This is a genomic window from Brevibacterium sp. 91QC2O2, from assembly GCF_024580695.1.
Taxonomy (GTDB): Bacteria; Actinomycetota; Actinomycetes; order Actinomycetales; family Brevibacteriaceae; genus Brevibacterium; species Brevibacterium moorei.
Map to the genome: position 1 here is coordinate 134,875 of NZ_JANIJY010000006.1, position 15,191 is coordinate 150,065.

Below are 15,191 nucleotides of genomic sequence, written 5' to 3' on the forward strand. Positions count from 1 at the left end.
CGGGTGTTGGTGTGTTGTGGTGGTCAGGTGGTGCGGGTGGCAGTCAGCTGGTAGGTGACGACCGTGTACAGGACCAGGCGGTTAGCCTCGGTCAGGGTCAGGTCCGGGTCCTCCAGGATGTCCGTGGAGGACTCTTCGCGGACCCGGGTGAGGTTCCATCCGTCCGCGACCGGCAGGGCCCCGTCCAGGGCCTGCGTGAGCTTGTCGTAGGTGCCCCGTACCGATTCCCGGGTGAGGCCCGCGACCGTTGCGGTGACGCGGACCCGTTCTGCCTGTCTGGCGCCGGCCAGGGACTGACTGGCCGGGTTGGGCAGGTGCACGGCCAGGACGATCCAGGGCAGGGCCTTGGCCGGGTACAAGCCGTTCTCGTTGGGCTTCGCCTGATCCAGGAACAGCGTGTACGTCGGCCCGTCCGGTACCAGCGCGTGGATCGCCGCGGCGAGCGCGCGGGTGCTAGACATCGTTGAGCGCCTTCTGCAGGATCTGGTCGAGGTACTTGTCGATGTTGGGTTCCTCGTCGGCCATGGGCTGGTCGAAGTCGAGGGTCCCTCCGCCTCCTCGCGCTCCACCGAAGTACGCGATTCCGGCGAGGTGCTGTTGTCCGTTGCCGCGGTCCCGGTCTACGCCCACCTCGGTTTCCACTGTGGAGTGGCCGGCCTTGGTGTCGTAGCTGATGGACCGGGCGATCGGGTAGAAGTGCCGCGACTTCTTCGCGCCGGCCTGCAGGCCTTTCTTGACGTTCAGTGCACCCTTGGCCATCACGGGTTTGCCCTCGCGGATGACCCTGGGTGCGATCTTCCTCAGCCCGGTGGCGAGCTTCTCCAGCTCGCTGTCGTCTACCTCTGCCATGCCGGCCTCCTATCCTGCGATCTTGTCGACGAAAACGCGGTCGGCGGTGGCGTGGTCGCGGAAACCGCCCTCCTGCGCGATCCGGTATCGGTTGCCGATGAACCGGGGCAGGCGCAGGGCCTTCGCGCGGGCGTCGGAGACGCGGTATCCCGTGATGGTGACGATGTCGCCCACGTTGAGGTCCGCGGCGCCGGTCGGGAAATGCGCGGTCAGGCGCTGGGAGACCAGCCGGGCGCCGGCCACCTCAGCCGACTGCTCGTATCCCTCATACGAGGTGATCTTGCAGCGGCCGTCCTGGCCCGGGCCCGGGTAGATCCTCGCGGTCTCCACATGCGCCTGATCGTTTTCGTCCGTCCACTCCCTGAGGACACGGTCGACGGTGCACACGAGCAGCATGTGGCGCTCGGCCTGGCGCATGCCACGGATGACCGCGGCCTCCGCCCGGCTCACAGCGTCCTCAGCACGCGAGCGCCGCCACCGAACTGGCTGGCGAGCCATTTGCGGGTGCGTTCCGGTAGGGACATGGGCGTGACTTGCTCGACGCCCTCCCCACTGGTGGCGTTGGACTCCTGGTAGTCGTCGATGCGGATCGACGAGCGGGATCCGTTCTGCAGTTCCCACCCGTCGTCCTCGGCGGCGAGGATGCCCGCGATGACCATGGACGCGCACAGGGCCTCGATGTCGGCGGGTACCTCGTCGAGGCCGTGCTGGTAGGTCACCTGCACCTCGGTCACGGCTCCCGAGGCGTCCGCCCAGCCGGCGGGCCGGTACAGGCCCGAGGCTGCGAGTTTCCAGTCCGTCACCGGGGTGCCGTCCATGAGGACGGTGGAGGCGGATCGGATTGGCAGGCCGGGCAGATCGAGGATCCGCTCGTCCATGCCCAGGACGACCACGGTTGATTCGCGGGCGAGGATGGGTGCGCCGGCCGCACTGGTGATCGCGGCGGTTGCCGCCTTGATCATCCGCGTTGCCGTGGCCATTGTCCGCTTGTCGTCTGGGTCGATTTCCTGGCCGTAGTCGGCGAGGGCGTCCACGCTGATGAGCATGGTCAGCCCCCTGGATACGTATTGGGTCCCGGGTACGTATCCGCGCCCGGGATCAAGGGTTTTTGATGTCTGCTTCCACCCCGGTGAACTTCACGATCGCCTCCGGGCGGACCAGCTTGCCGCCGTAGACGTGCAGTCCACGCAGGCGGTCGGCAAACTTGTTCTCCGCCCGCATGGCCTCAGTCTTCTCGATCTGGGAGACGTAGGCGATCGCAGACCGGTGGAACGCGATGACCTGCGGCTTGTCGACCTCGGTCAGGTTGTTCGACGTGAACCCGGTGAATCCCAGGATGTTGCCGATCGCCGCGGAGCGCAGACCCGACGTGGTGCCGGAGGTGTCCGCGCTGGTGAGCTTGGAGTCAGCCGAGAGCAGCAGGGCCTCGAACTCCGCATTGGCGACGAACACGCGGTTCTCCGCCGGCACGTCGGCCTTGTTCAACGCCTTGCGCAGGTCACGCAGGACGTTGAACGCATTGTTCCCCGCCTCCTTGTTCCCAGGCCGTACGTCAGCGGGATCGACCGTCGAGGTCGGCACCTTCGTGTCCTTCACAGCCAGGTTCGCGAGGAACTGATCGGCGTCCTGGACCAGGCCGTAGGACGCGGACTGGGCGTAGACGTTGAGCTCGGACGGGTTGACCGACTGGGCCTTGTCGATGTCGTCGACGTAGAAGTCAAACGACTTCTCCTGGTCGATCGTCATCGTGATCTCAGTGTCCTGGATATCGTCAGCCGTGGTCGTGCGGCCGGCGGCCGCGTAGTCCTTGATCTTGACCGGGACGGGGGACACGATGTGGACCGTCTGCCCCCGGGTCAAGTCCCCCTCGTATTCCCGGTTGGTCAGGCCTGCGAAGATCGCATTGCGCTGGAACTCCAGCAGCATCTTCGAGGCCCACACCTCCGGGATGAACTTCTCGATAGACATACTGTCTCCTCTGGTAGTGCCCCAGGCGGGGCGGTTACATGTCGATGCGGCCCTCGTCGTACGCCTTCGCGATTGCCGCGGCAGACATACCCGTCAGGTCGGACTTCGTGAGCTTCTTCTTCGGGCGGGGCTTCCCCCGGCCGGAGTCGAAACTCTGGGCGCCGCCTTGCGCGGCAAGATGGGGTTTGCGCGTCAACAGGTCCTCGATGGCCTCGGCGATCGCCTCAGCATCCGGATCCCCGTCCTCGTCCACGTCGAACGACGCCACGTCGAGGAACGCGAGCGCGTCGGCGGGGTCCCGGAACTTCCCTGCGGCGGCCTGCTTGATCTCGGCGCGGACGAGCTTCGCGTTGGTCTTCGCCTCGCGTGCGGTCTCTCGGTCGCGCTCGGCCTGGGCGGCAGCCTGCTCTTCGGCGGTCTTACCGGCGTTGGCCTGGGCGGCCTCCATGTCGGCGATGCGCTTCTCCAGGTCCCGGCGTGCCTTGCGCTCGGCGTTGCGCTCGGCCTTCATCGTGTCCAGGGCCTTCTTCCCCGGGTCGCCCAACGCGTCTGACCCCTCCGGGTCCTCATCGTCGTCTTCGTCCTCGTCGTCGCCGGTGTGGGCCGATCCCTCACCCTGGTCCCCGGCTCCCTGGCCGGTCGGCTGATCCTCGTCGGGCGCGTTGCCCGAGTCGTCCAGGTTGTCGGCGGGGATGGTGGGGGTCTGCTGCAGCTTGATCGTCATGGGGTCCTCCTGTGCATTGCGCATGGGTTGGGCCCGGACCGCGAGCGCGGGCCGGGTGGCTTGTGGGTGGTGGGTTACCGCTGCTGGGCGCGGAGTTCTCTGAGTTCGGCGGCGGTGGCCGTGTACATGGATCGGGGATCCCGGGTTCCGGTGCGGCGGGCGTTCAGAACTGCCTCTCGGGCTCCTGCGCGGGTGCCGCCGCGGCCGAACTTGCCGAAGCCCTCGACCTGGCCGCGGATCACGCCGCCGGCGATCTGTCCCTCGTCGAAGATGTAGCCGTTCTCCCAGAGCATCCGCACGGCCAGGGTGCGATCGTCGCCGGCCTGCCGGTAGATCTCCCCCACCGTCATGCGGCGCTTCCCGGCTTGGCCACGCGCCGTGTAGCGCCGGTAGGCGCCGTACCGGGTCGTGCCCTCCGTGGTGTAGCGTTCCCGCCCGGTCCGGTGGGTGCCGTCCGTGAGTGGGCGGCTGATCGAGTTGCCGATCTGGTAGATGTCCCCGCCCTCGCGGATCGCCTGCGCGCCCGCGCGGGTCCAGATGCGGGCCTGCTCCGATTCGGACAGGGATTCGAACAGCTGGTACGGGTCCGAGCCCAGGTCGCCGCCGGGAACCTCCCGGGCCGGGAAGTGCTCGCACCGGCATCCCGGGTGCCGTTTGAACCCGCGGTTCCAGCGATACCAGCGGCCGGCCAGGAGTGAGCAGCGGATGCAGCATCCGGGCTGGGCCACGCGCACCCACCCGATCGTCTGAGACCGGGACGCCGTGACGACAGACCCCATGGCCTCGCCCGCTCCCGCAGTGGCCAGCTGGATCAGGTCGCCGAGTTCGAACCGGCCGGCGGCCAGGGCCTGGGCCGGGGCCTGGCCGCCGGCGATCCGGTCCAGCGCGTGGAATCCGACACCGGCCAGGGCCGATTCGACCAGGGCGCCCGTCTCCGGCATGAATCCCGCGACTGCCGCTGGGTTCGGCACTGGGCCGGCCGCGTCGATGTCCTGCGCGTCCAGGGCCGTGTACGCGAGCGCCGCGGTGTTCGTGCCGGCGAGGTATTGGGCGGTGGCCACGGCTGATGCTGCGGCCGGCAGCAGATCACTCCAGGAGGCTGCGATCGCTCCGGGGTCGACCTGGTTCCATGCGGTCAGGGAGTGGCGGTAGGCAGATCCCACGAGCGCGGTGGTGTTGTCGCGGTTGAGTGCGACGACCTGGTCGATGGTCACCAGGCGCCGCGCTCATACTGGGGCCCAGCCTCGGTGGCGTCCGGACCGGATTCGGGGGTCTGGGGGCCGGCGGCGGAACCGGCGTAGTGGGCGGCGGCCAGTGGGTCCTGGGCCTGCTCGGTGCGGATCATCTCCATGATGCGAGCGACCTGCTCGGGGTCGTTTCCGTCCTGCTCGAGAATCCACTCCATGGGGTAGCCCATCTGGCGTTTCTTCACCAGGGAATCCGCGCGCTGTGCCTCGGACCGGTACTGTATATCGGCCCACATGACCTTCCCAGCGGACAGCCGTTCGACCTCGGAGGCGGGGCGGCGCATGGCCAGGGCCATGAGTCGGTACATGGCGCGCACACCGGGGTTGACCTGGGTGATGGCCTGGCGAACCTTGGAGACCAAGCCCGCCTCGGAGATGGTCAGGGCCTCGGCGGCCGTGTTGACCATCTTGGCCATGAGGTAGTGCGGGGGCGTGCGTGTCTGGGAGGCTATGTGCTCCACCGCCTGGTCGATGACCTTGGAGAACGGCTCCAGCTGCGCAGCCGGCCAGAACTGGGCTTTCGCCTCGCCGGGGACCCAGAGGATCTTCTCGTCGACCAGGCCGTCGAGCTCGATGGGCCGCCGGCCGATGACCTGGCCCTTCGCGTCGAGGATCGGGGCCTCTGGTGCAGCCGCGTTGGTGATGATGCGCTGAGGCATCGAGGCCTGGTCCAAACTGTTGAGCAGGTAGGCCCAAATCAGGTTGATGGAGTCCTGCATGGCCATGACGCCGCGGATGTCCGATCGGGGCTGGTCGTCCAACAGGTCCGCGTTGGCGAACTCCACGATCGGGACCTCCTGGAAGGGATTTGATGCCCAGGCGTCGTCCCCGCGGGGCTGCCAGCCGGCCGTGAGGTCGACAGGGCGGCCCTGTCGCTCGTAGCGGTCCTCGTGCGTCTCCCGCTGAAACTTGTAGATCTCCAGGGGCGTGTAGAGGGTCGCGTACTCCATCTTGTCGTCGACCCACATGACCAGGCCGTAGCGGCGTTCTTTGGTGGCGGGGTCCGTGTCCACGATCGTCGAATCGGGGTTTTCAAACGTGATCCGCGGAGTGTCATCCGTGCGGCCGGGCGCGACCATGGCGAACGACCGGCGGGCTGCGGCACGGCAGATGAGCGCAGTCTGCATGCCGGCAGCGGCCTCGGACCGCTCCCACGCGCGGTTCGTCGCATCGTCGGCGCGCGCGGACGCCCACGGGCGGATGCCCAGGACGGTCATGCGCTCCGGGCCCGCGTCAGCCACGGGCTGGCACCAGTTGTCCGAGAACCCCTTGTACCGGCCCGTGTACTTCTTCCTGAACTTCTCGCTGGCGAACTTGAGCGCACCCTGCTCGCCCTTGTAATAGGCCAACTCCGACTGGATGTCAGGACGGCGGGACAGCAGCTCGCGCGACAGGCGCTCCGTCACGCGCGCGGCCGATTCGAATGTCAGATACGGCATTCGATCACCACCTCCCATACGATCCCATTGCTGTGGATGAACCTGTGTAAATCATGCTGTCGGGCCGATTCGCGGCCCCGCCCTTGATCGAGTCGACCGTCGCCGAGTGCGCAAGCACCGACGACATGGCCAGGTCGATCTTCTGGTCCTCGGTCGGCTTCTCGATGTAGTACTTCCCTTGGGCGCCCAAGGCTTTCTCGACGGCGTTGCGAATGTGGATGCCCGCGGTCTTATTACCGTCGTGCGTGAACGTCGAATCCTCCTGGACCACGTCGGTGCGGAACTGCTCGAGTTCCTCCCACATGAGGTTCGTGCGGTTCGTGCGCCACTCGACGAACACCCGGTCGCCCCAACGGGCGGCCCAGGTGGCCAACTCGGTTCCCCACCCAAACGGGTCGACGTAGCAGAGGACGACCTCGTACTCGGACACGATGTCCTCGAACGCCGCGTTGACCTCCAGGCGCGGCACACGGCCGCCCCAGTCGCGCGGATTCCAGATCGCCTCCCGCTCACCCCGGTGATAGGTCGGAGTGAACTGGTGCAGGTCCAGGGTCTCGGCGCGGATGCCCGTCCAGTCGTTGGACTCCGAGCCGTCGAAGCCCAGACAGATCCGGGTGCGCGGCTGCACAACCGCTGCGGGCCGCGAGCGCTCTTCCCATGCTCCTCGGGGCATCCAGGCGTTGTTACCGGCGACGATCCGGTTGCCGTAGAAGCGTTCGGCCTCGCCGGGGTTCGTCAGCAGGAGCTCTTTCGTGTATCCCTCGATGGAGCGGAGGTCCACCCAGGGTGAGAACTGGTAGTTGAACTCGAAGATCTTCCGCCGGTCGGCAGGGTCCTTGAAGTCGAGCTTCACGGGCGGCGGGAAGTAGTGGACGTACACGTCATCCTGGGACAGCTCCACGGTGTCCTGGAGCCAGGAGTTCTCCGTGGGGTCGTAGGGGTTCGATGATTCGACCATCCGTCCGTTCATGCCGCCGAGGCCGCGCATGAGCGTGCGGTTGAACTTCTTCATCTTGTTCGAGTCCGTGTACAGGCCCGTCTCGTCCGGGAACGCGGCGCAGATGCGAGCGCCGAGCTTGGAGTCGGCCTTGGAGGTGACGATCTCGATCTTCGAATCCCGGTTCCCGTTGGGGTGCCGGATGAACTCTTCGCCGGCGCGCGGGATGACGTTGGACAGTGGCCCGTCGTTGATCATCGGGACCAGCGCGCCCCAGGTGTTCTCGACCTGGTCCTCGACCACGGCGGCCAGCTGGATGCGCGGGGTAGGCCAGGGCCGGCCCATCGGCTCGCCCTTGCCGTATTCGTACTCCCAGCCGCACGGGCAGCCGTGGTCGCGGCACCGGTACGTTTCCCCGCCCGTGGCCCAGCCGGCGAACAGGCAGGGGCCTACGAACTCGATCAGCGCGTGGCCTGCGATGCCCGGCGACTTTCCGACCTTCTGCGCGGCGATCCATGCGGACCGGCGGTAGAGGAACGCGGATCCGGCCTCGCCGTACTTGGCATCCTTGCGGAGGCGGTAGTGGTTGGCCAGGAAGATCGTGTGGTCGATCGTCGGAACGAACGGCTTGCCGGCCAGGTTGCCTTCGGGGACGACCGCGTGCCGGCCGAGCCAGTCGGTGAGCATGTAGCCGAGCGTTTCGGTGGGCTTCGGGATGGAGTAGTCAGGCCTCGGTGTCATCGGACTGACTCAGGAATGCTGCGAGCCGGTCCGCGGTGCGGATCGGCTCGTCATCTTCCAGGTTCTTCGGGTCCACCGGCATCTCCGGTGGGGGCGGCGCGAACCGCCATTTGTGCCGTAGAAGCCCGTCCATGGACAGGCCCAGCGCGTCCTCACGGCGGCGGCACTCCGTCAGCAGCGATATCGGTACGGCGCGGGGGTCTTCCTCGGTGACCACCGCCATCCGGACGTAGATCGCGACCGCGTGCGCCTGGTGCTGCTCTTCCCACACGATGGACTGGCCTTGCCGCCAGAGCCTGCGCCACACGGTGCGTTCACGGTCGGTGGGCGGCGGGTTCAGCGGCCAGTTCGGGGTGCGACGGCGCTCCACCTTGTCGGGCAGGGTGCGCCAATCGGAATCGCTTTTCCGCTGTCGGTAGCTGTCCATGTCCGCGACCGGACCGGACCGTGCGCGAGCGCCTCCGGATGTCATCATTTCCCCCTTCGAACCCGTTGCGGGTCAGATGGTCACGAATTCAGCCGTCACTTAGCTGCACTTTGCTGTTGTTTGATGCCCGTCGCGGCGCGGTTTTCCGGCCCTCCAGACCGGTTTCGAGGCCCTGAAATCCGAGGATTTTTGAACCCGTTTCCAGCTATTCAGCCCTCACCGGCGGCACTAAAGCGACCCCCCTCCGGGGGTCACCCCCCGGCAAGTGAGCCTGTTCTTTTAGGGTTGCCCCACTCGACAGGGAACCTTGCCCCAACGGGGGCGGGGCTCAATGTTTCGAACGTCGGTCGTTCCACCCGCCCGGCTGGTTCTCGGCCGTCTCGCGCGAGTGGCATGGGATGCACAGGCCGCGGCCGTACTGCGGATCGTTGGGATCGAGGCCCGCGTCGACCAGCTCGCGCCGCGACATCGGGTAGTGGTCAGCGACGACGGCCGGCGCGCGAAAGCAGATCACGCAGATGGGGTTGCGGGCAAGCACACCGGGCCTGAACCGGGCACGGTGCTCACGGCCGTAGCCACGCTGGGCAGCCGTGCCGCGCCGCCTGTCTGCCTGCCGCCTGTGCCGATCGCACCGGGCCTGTGGCTTCGGGATCAGCTCGACGCACCCAGGCTCGTTGCACTTCTTCATCAACGGCACCGTGATCACCTGCCCCGAGCATGAAGGAAGCCCCGGGCCGTAATGGCCTCGGGGCTTCCTTCCCAGCTGTGCTGACGTTATGTCAAGGGTATGGGCCAAATTGGCGAGCTGTCAACTCACAGCCCGCTCGTACTTGCGAGCTCTGCCCTTTGCCGCGATCACATCACCGATGCGGTACAGCTTCACACCGGCGCCGTTCGTGCCCACGCTCTTGAGCCTGGGCTTGCCTGCGCCGTCCTTCCGCTTGGTCCAGTGCCGAGCCTGCACCTCGGTGATGGACAGGCCCGAGGCACGCACGATCAGCACAGCCTGAGACAGCGGCATGCGCGCGGCCGAGGCCCGCATCAGCTTCCGGTCCCTCACCTCCTGCACGTCATGCCACCCGGCACAGCCCGGGCACTGCACCCGCTTGTCCCCCTGCTCGCACCACACCTGCGTCTCACACGTCTCGGCCGGATCACCAACAGGCAGACCACACACGCCCAAGCACGCGAGGTCCGCCGGCCGATCAACCACCGACCAACCCTCATCGACCAGAGCCCGCAACCTGGCATACCACTGCGCCGACCCCTCGTGCTTGTCGACCCAGAGGACCGACTGCCTGACCATGTCCAACAGCCCACGGATATCCCGATCCACCACACGCCGCACCCGATAGTCCCGCGCGTACGCCGTGGCGATCTCCACCAACACGCCCCGGATCCGCTCCTGCACATCCGCCGCACCGAACCTCATCGGCGCCGGTGCGCCAGCAGACGACCCGCCACGCGCCGGCATCACATCCATCCGGCACTTCGACACATGCAGCTCAGCCCACACCTGCCACGTCCGATCCAGCAGCCCACGCCACTCCGACACACTCATACCCGAACCCTCAGCTCCCTCTCGATCCGCCTCGACACCAGGTCGGACGGCCTCCACACCGCCACGTCATGACCACCACGCAACGCCGACGCCAACCACTCCGACTGCTCCGGCCGCAACCGACCGTCCTGCCGCTTCAACTCCCGGAACATCAACCGGCCCGACTCCAAATGGAGCAGACACAGATCCGGGAACCCAGCCTGAGACCGCCGACTGTCGAACGTATGCGCCACATGCCAACCCAAAGCCCGAGCCAGAGTCACAACCTGAGATTGGAAATCCCTCTCAGACATACGACTAGCCCGGGACTGGAGAAACTCGATAGTCTTCATCTCCCCCGTCTTCTCGCTCTCCTCTTGGCCGAGGCCGTGCGCCCTGCGGGCGCAGCCTCCCGCCCCTTCCCTACCCGGCCCGACCCGTCCCGACCCGTCCCGGAAACTCCAGATCCTCCACGCTGGCGATCTACTCGTTTCAAGTCGGATCTAGCGGGACCCTCTGACCTGGGCTTATGTCTTCTCTGCTCGTCACCCGCGGGGCCATGCTCCACCGTCGTGGAAGGCCGCACAGTCCGGGTGACCTCGGCGCCCACGTCCCCCGGCTGGCTGCCGGCGGGCGTGGTGGCCGGTTGATCGTCGGATGCGTCTGCGGGGCCCCGAACCTCCGTCGAGGCAGGGCCGCACAGTCCAGGCGCATCCGCCTGCATGCTCGCGGGGCCGTCAGCCACCCTGGGGGTGGCAGGCCGCACAGTCCGAGGTACAGGCGTGGCCACCATGGCCCGGGCCGGCTGGCTGCCAGTCCGGGCCGGGCGCGGCGGCTGGTTGCCGCCGGCGCCGGTGGTGGTCACTGGATCAGTCCCCGGGCCACTGTCTGCGGGGCCACCCACTGGTGTGGGGATGCCCTGCGGACCAGACAGTGGGCCCGGGGTAGGAGCGATATCCGCGGGGCCGTGCTCCACCGTCGTGGAAGGCCGCACAGGCCGGCTATCGTCCTCATGCCCGGCCGGGATCTCGGGTCCGTCCCAGCGGGTTGCTGGGGCGCCCTTCTCCCGGCCGGGCGGCACACGCCCAGCTGCCACATCCGGCTCACGTTGCGTGGGCACGGGCAGGTTGTGCATGTGCACGTATTCGTGGTCCCTGAGCCACTCCAGCGTCTTCGGCTTGAAGTAGGGGCGGGGCGGGACCGGCATCATCTCCGCTTCCCGGTGAGACCGGGGCGCATCCAGCAAGGTCGCATTGCAGGCGTTGCAGGCAACCACGATGTCGTCTGGGCCCTGCGGCTTCCTCACCAGGTGGTCATAGGTGCCGCCCTTTTGGCCGCGGCGGTTGCCATGGAAATTCACGACGAGGCCGCAATAGCGGCAAGCGTCGCCGTCACGCAGGCGCGCGGGGATCGTCAGCGCAGGGTTCTTGTTGTCCTCCTTGCGCTGTCGTTCCCAGTCGATCTCCTCGCGCGTGCGCATGTGCAGGAATGTGTCATCGTCGACCAGCTTGTAAGCCGTGCGACCATCGGCCAGGGTCAGCGTCTCCGTGAAGTAGCCGGCGGCCAGGGCCATGCCAATGAGCTCCGTTGCCCTCGACTGGCCCGCCATGGCCACCGCGGTGCCCTGCGTGATCACGTAGTCGGTCAGGTGCGCCGTCGACTGCACAGCACACCGCAGGACGAACCCGAATGCCTCGTTGAGCATGCGGTCATCACAACCGGCATACTCGAGCACCGCGAGCGCGATCGGGTGATTCGCGCTGGTGTCTCCGACTCTGAGCCAAGGCATTCGGGTCCGTCCTGTTCTTCTGGTGGTGTTCTAGGTGGGTGCTTTCGGGCGGTCAGTTGTCCGGTTCATCTCCCTCGGCGGCTGCGGCGCGGGCGGCGCGGATGACGGATTGGGCGAGCAGGCGGTAGTCCTGCTTGGTCGTCTCGACTTCGCCGTCCCAGACCTCCACGATGTTGTGGCTGTCGAGGTGGTCGTGGGCGTAGGCGGCGAGCGCGCCGGCTTCGATGGAGCCGGTGTTGAGTGGGCCGGTGTACCAGGGTGTGGGTTCGGGTGTGGGTAGGGCGATGGTCATGAGGTGGGTGCGTAGTGGGTAGTCGAAGAGGGTTGCGTTTTCGCGGATCTCGTCGCGGTTGGCGGGGAGTTCTCTGTAGTAGATGAGGCCGTTGTCTGCGCCGATGGAGGTGCTGACTTCGACGCTTCCGGATCGGACTCGGGTGGGGTCGAGGCCGTTGTCCCGGACCCATTTCTGGATTGCTTGGCTGGCGTATGGGTAGTCGACGTGGGTGCCGTTGATTTTGATGGTTTCGGTGGTCATCGTCTTCTCTTTCTGGTGGCCCGGTCGGGTGCCGGGGTGGTTTCGGTTTCTGGTTCGGGTGGGTGGTGGTTGCAGGTGGGGCAGCAGGGTCGGCCGCGGTCTCGGGTGAGGATCTTGCAGGAGTGGAGTGTGGCCGGGCAGTCGCTGCACCTCGCGTATTTCGGTGCTTCGGCTCGCTGGGTCATGACGTGATCCGTGCCCGGGCGAGGGCTGCGAGCGCGGTGTCGATGAGGTGGTTTGCGAGGTCCCATGCGGGGCGGGCGAACTCGGCGACTCCGCTGTCTGTGGTCATGTTCTTCCAGTCCTTCGCGTCTGCTCTGAGGTCGAGTGGGCGTTGGAAGGCCTTGACGGCTTCGGGGTATGTCAGCGCCCAGGCTTCCCTCCCCCAGCTGTGGAGATCGGCTATTTCGTCCTCGTGTTCGTAGAGGAGGTCGTCCAGGTCGGTCCAGCACATGCACCTCCACTGGAGTACGGTCTCGCCTGACCCCCTTTCGTAGAGGGCGTCGTCCAGGCGTGCGATGGGGATGCCGACCATGCCGGGGCCGGGCAGGCTCCAAGCGTGCGTCTTGCCGAGGCCGCGGCACGCGAGGATTTCGAGGGTGTCCGTGCATTCCCAGCGAAGGAACGTCAGGCACTCCCGCATCCACTCGACCTCGCCGGGTTCCCAGATGCGGTTCGGTGGTTCGGGGATCACGTCGAAGATGTTGCTCTGGTCAGTCGTCGGCATGGCTGCTCCTGCGAGCGCGGTGTCGGCTTCCGATGATGAGTCCGATGCCCATGTTGTAGGCGACGGTGTAGCTGATGCTGGTGCGGCCGGGGAGTCCGTGCCAGATGACTCCTGCGTAGTGGCCCTTTTCTGCTTTGCGGAGTTCGTGTTGGGTGAGGCCGGTGACGATGTGGAGTTCGGCGTGGGAGATGCCGAGGCGTTGGCGCATGGCGCGCATTTTGGCGCCTTCTTGGCGTTCGTGGGTTCTTCGGGCTGCCATGAGGCGGCGGTGGGCTTTGGGGGCGTAGCGGCGGAATCGGACCTGGTCGAAGCCGTTCTGGTCGGGCTGGATGTAGGCCTGCGGGTACATGGTGCGGTGGTGTCTCATGGGTGGTTCCTAGAGGTCGTAGTCTTCGGCGAGGCAGTTGTCGCAGATGTGCATGGTGTCGTCGGGGTCGTCATCGTCGGGTTCGTCGGTGGGGTCTTCGCCTCGGCCGAGGGCCAGGGGCACGGTGATGATCGCGACGACGGCGATGAGGGTTGCGGCGGCGCCCAGGCCGATGCCGAGGCCCAGTGCGGTGGTGATGCTCATTCGGGTGTCCTGTCTAGAAGGGGTTGTCGTCGGCAGGGGGTTCCTGTCCCCATCCGCCGGCGGCCTGGCCCTGGGGTTGCGTGGCCCAGGGGTCGTCGGTGGCCTGGCCGGTGCCGTTGCCCGCGCCGTGGACCGTGTGCGGTTGGCCCTGCGGGTGGGTGGGCTGGTCGCGGCCCCACTGCTGGTCCCGGCCTCGGTCCTGCGGGCGCTCGTTGCGGCGCACCGCCGCGGTGGCATAGCGCAGGGACGGGCCCACCTCGTCGACGTCGAGTTCGAACACGGTGCGGTTCTCGCCCTCCTTCGTCTCGAACGTGCGGGCGCGGAGGCGGCCCTGCACGATCACGCGCGTGCCCTTGGCCAGGGAGCTGGCGACGTTCTCGCCCAGGTCCCGCCATGCGGCACAGCGGAGGAACATGGTCTCGCCGTCCTTGAATTCGTTCGTGCGGCGGTCGAACGTGCGCGGGGTCGAGGCCACGGTGAAGTTCGCGACCGCGGAGCCGTTCGGTGTGAACCTGAGGTCGGGGTCCGTGGTGAGGTTCCCAACCACGGTGATGATCGTTTCGCCAGCCATCAGTGCATCCCCTCCAACGCCCGAACCCAGTCCAGGGACAGGGCATGTTCCTCTTCCAGGCGCTTCTCGCCCATCGACTCGCGGAACGCGGTGGCCACGAACCTATCCCCCACCGTGACGTGCAAGAGTTCCTCGTCACTGGTCGGGGCGATCACCGGGCGGCGGCCCAGCGCGGCCGACGTCGCCGCGATCGCGCCCAGGGACTCGGGGTTCCAACCGAACATCGTCTCGCCGCCCCACATGGGCACCGGCTTGACCGCGAGGACGCGGCCCATCAGATCCGGGATGTAGCTGTTCTCCGGCTGGCACTGTGCGATGAACTTCTCCCCCGGGATGATGCCCGTGGTATCCGCGAACTCCAGCTCCGCCGGCGGACGCAGGGAATCATCGTTGATGTGCGCGTTCTCCCGCCGGGCGACCGACAGCACCTTCCGGTTCGTGGCCACGCCGTCCGATGACGGGTGCACCGTCACGGTGATCGCCGCGTCAGGATCCGGATCGCCCTCGATCTTCGGAACCTTGAACAGGCGCGTGATCTTCGTGAGGACCTCGCGCTGCACGATCGCACGATCCGACTCGATGCCACCCGTCAAGCCCTCATGATCGTGCACGCGGACCCGGACCACGGCCTTGTTCGCCATGCCACCGGAGATGACCATCCACGAATCCGAGAACGTGAAGCCGACGCCGTCATACGGGTGGCCACCAGCCTTCCCAGACGGGACGTGCGGCAGCATCGCCTTGCACGCGGACAACAGTGCACCCATCGGCACCGTGACCGACACCGGCGCCGGCTCGAACAGCTTCGGCAAGCGGACAGGCGGCTGCTCGGCGCCCTCCGACTTCACAGACACCATGCCACCCTTGATCTCAATAACCTCGGCACTCATCTCGCACCCACCCGATCGGCAGCGGCCAAGGCGACCCGCGCCATGCCGAGGAATCCGTCCTGCGTGTACTTGTCGGCCTGTTCCCACGAGCGCTGTGTGTGGAATCCCTCCGAGGCCTTCCACTGCCGGCGCTCCACCTCCTTATGCAGGGCCTGGGCCGCGGCCAGGTGCCGTGCATCCGGTACGACCTCCACACCTGGGGTCTTCGTCTCACTCACTGTTCTCTCCTCACGATT

General features: G+C 67.0%; 21 protein-coding genes. All 21 read right to left on the reverse strand.

Translation table 11 applies throughout. The features are described from left to right. Nucleotides 1-23 precede the first annotated feature (23 nt). A complete protein-coding gene (locus NQ036_RS06805) occupies nt 24-461 on the reverse strand; it encodes a hypothetical protein (protein ID WP_257057868.1) in 438 nt (145 codons plus the stop codon). Then, nucleotides 454-849 (reverse strand): hypothetical protein, encoded by a 396-nt coding sequence (locus tag NQ036_RS06810; protein WP_257057871.1) that lies wholly within the window; start codon nt 847-849, stop codon nt 454-456. The genes NQ036_RS06805 and NQ036_RS06810 overlap by 8 nt, the downstream gene beginning before the upstream one ends. Nucleotides 850-858: 9 nt before the next feature. Next, complete coding sequence (locus NQ036_RS06815) at nt 859-1,299, reverse strand: DUF6093 family protein (protein ID WP_257057873.1); 441 nt, start codon at nt 1,297-1,299, stop codon at nt 859-861. Further along, a complete protein-coding gene (locus NQ036_RS06820; protein WP_257057875.1) occupies nt 1,296-1,895 on the reverse strand; it encodes a hypothetical protein in 600 nt (199 codons plus the stop codon). The genes NQ036_RS06815 and NQ036_RS06820 overlap by 4 nt, the downstream gene beginning before the upstream one ends. Nucleotides 1,896-1,947: 52 nt before the next feature. Then, nucleotides 1,948-2,817, reverse strand: a complete 870-nt coding sequence (locus NQ036_RS06825) for a P22 phage major capsid protein family protein (protein ID WP_257057878.1) — start codon at nt 2,815-2,817, stop codon at nt 1,948-1,950. 34 nt (nt 2,818-2,851) lie between these two features. Continuing rightward, the gene (locus NQ036_RS06830; protein WP_257057880.1) at nt 2,852-3,541 is read right to left on the reverse strand and encodes a hypothetical protein; all 690 of its coding nucleotides are present in this window, start codon (nt 3,539-3,541) and stop codon (nt 2,852-2,854) included. Between the two features lie 74 nt (nt 3,542-3,615). Beyond that, a complete protein-coding gene (locus NQ036_RS06835; RefSeq protein ID WP_257057881.1) occupies nt 3,616-4,755 on the reverse strand; it encodes a hypothetical protein in 1,140 nt (379 codons plus the stop codon). Further along, nucleotides 4,752-6,227: a phage portal protein gene (locus NQ036_RS06840; RefSeq protein ID WP_257057884.1), complete on the reverse strand. Its 1,476-nt coding sequence runs from the start codon at nt 6,225-6,227 to the stop codon at nt 4,752-4,754. Before NQ036_RS06840 ends, NQ036_RS06835 begins: the two co-directional genes overlap by 4 nt. 4 nt (nt 6,228-6,231) lie before the next feature. After that, nucleotides 6,232-7,905: a phage terminase family protein gene (locus tag NQ036_RS06845; RefSeq protein ID WP_257057886.1), complete on the reverse strand. Its 1,674-nt coding sequence runs from the start codon at nt 7,903-7,905 to the stop codon at nt 6,232-6,234. Beyond that, complete coding sequence (locus NQ036_RS06850; RefSeq protein ID WP_257057889.1) at nt 7,889-8,332, reverse strand: hypothetical protein; 444 nt, start codon at nt 8,330-8,332, stop codon at nt 7,889-7,891. Before NQ036_RS06850 ends, NQ036_RS06845 begins: the two co-directional genes overlap by 17 nt. A gap of 328 nt (nt 8,333-8,660) precedes the next feature. Further along, nucleotides 8,661-9,038, reverse strand: a complete 378-nt coding sequence (locus tag NQ036_RS06855; RefSeq protein ID WP_257057894.1) for a hypothetical protein — start codon at nt 9,036-9,038, stop codon at nt 8,661-8,663. A gap of 102 nt (nt 9,039-9,140) precedes the next feature. After that, complete coding sequence (locus NQ036_RS06860) at nt 9,141-9,893, reverse strand: hypothetical protein (protein WP_257057897.1); 753 nt, start codon at nt 9,891-9,893, stop codon at nt 9,141-9,143. Further along, a complete protein-coding gene (locus NQ036_RS06865) occupies nt 9,890-10,225 on the reverse strand; it encodes a VRR-NUC domain-containing protein (RefSeq protein ID WP_306439959.1) in 336 nt (111 codons plus the stop codon). The genes NQ036_RS06860 and NQ036_RS06865 overlap by 4 nt, the downstream gene beginning before the upstream one ends. Beyond that, the gene (locus NQ036_RS06870; protein ID WP_257057900.1) at nt 10,222-11,577 is read right to left on the reverse strand and encodes an HNH endonuclease; all 1,356 of its coding nucleotides are present in this window, start codon (nt 11,575-11,577) and stop codon (nt 10,222-10,224) included. Before NQ036_RS06870 ends, NQ036_RS06865 begins: the two co-directional genes overlap by 4 nt. 136 nt (nt 11,578-11,713) lie before the next feature. Next, nucleotides 11,714-12,196 carry a hypothetical protein gene (locus tag NQ036_RS06875; RefSeq protein WP_257057902.1) on the reverse strand — a complete coding sequence of 161 codons (483 nt, stop codon included), beginning with the start codon at nt 12,194-12,196 and terminating at the stop codon, nt 11,714-11,716. Between the two features lie 181 nt (nt 12,197-12,377). Further along, nucleotides 12,378-12,923, reverse strand: coding sequence for a hypothetical protein (locus tag NQ036_RS06880; RefSeq protein WP_257057904.1), 546 nt, complete (start codon nt 12,921-12,923; stop codon nt 12,378-12,380). Further along, a complete protein-coding gene (locus NQ036_RS06885; protein ID WP_257057906.1) occupies nt 12,910-13,290 on the reverse strand; it encodes a hypothetical protein in 381 nt (126 codons plus the stop codon). Before NQ036_RS06885 ends, NQ036_RS06880 begins: the two co-directional genes overlap by 14 nt. Nucleotides 13,291-13,299: 9 nt before the next feature. Next, complete coding sequence (locus NQ036_RS06890) at nt 13,300-13,494, reverse strand: hypothetical protein (RefSeq protein ID WP_257057909.1); 195 nt, start codon at nt 13,492-13,494, stop codon at nt 13,300-13,302. A 13-nt stretch (nt 13,495-13,507) separates the two neighbouring features. Beyond that, nucleotides 13,508-14,065 carry a single-stranded DNA-binding protein gene (locus NQ036_RS06895; protein ID WP_257057911.1) on the reverse strand — a complete coding sequence of 186 codons (558 nt, stop codon included), beginning with the start codon at nt 14,063-14,065 and terminating at the stop codon, nt 13,508-13,510. Further along, a complete protein-coding gene (locus NQ036_RS06900; protein ID WP_257057913.1) occupies nt 14,065-14,955 on the reverse strand; it encodes a hypothetical protein in 891 nt (296 codons plus the stop codon). Before NQ036_RS06900 ends, NQ036_RS06895 begins: the two co-directional genes overlap by 1 nt. Continuing rightward, the gene (locus tag NQ036_RS06905; protein WP_257057916.1) at nt 14,952-15,173 is read right to left on the reverse strand and encodes a hypothetical protein; all 222 of its coding nucleotides are present in this window, start codon (nt 15,171-15,173) and stop codon (nt 14,952-14,954) included. The genes NQ036_RS06900 and NQ036_RS06905 overlap by 4 nt, the downstream gene beginning before the upstream one ends. Between the last annotated feature and the right edge of the window lie 18 nt (nt 15,174-15,191).